This is a genomic window from Paenibacillus sp. EKM301P, assembly GCF_011800295.1.
Lineage (GTDB): Bacteria > Bacillota > Bacilli > Paenibacillales > Paenibacillaceae > Paenibacillus > Paenibacillus polymyxa.
On record NZ_JAALFM010000187.1, the window covers coordinates 1 to 209 of the forward strand.

Sequence of the window (209 nt, forward strand, 5' to 3'; positions counted from 1 at the left end):
CGAACCAGCACCACCGCTTCGCGCACGCCTTCCACCCGCAGCAGCTGCGACTCGATCTCGCCCGTCTCGATCCGGTACCCCCGGATTTTCGCCTGGTTGTCGATCCGGCCGATGAAGTCCACGTTCCCGTCCTCCATCCACCGCGCCAAGTCTCCCGTGCGGTACAGCCGCTCGCCCGCGGCGAACGGGCTGTCTACGAACTTCTCTTC

1 protein-coding gene is annotated in these 209 nt (G+C 66.0%); it reads right to left on the reverse strand.

What is annotated here, in order from left to right:
• Positions 1-209 (reverse strand): AMP-binding protein (locus HFD99_RS25475; RefSeq protein ID WP_167441130.1); only part of this gene is annotated, 209 nt, incomplete at both ends.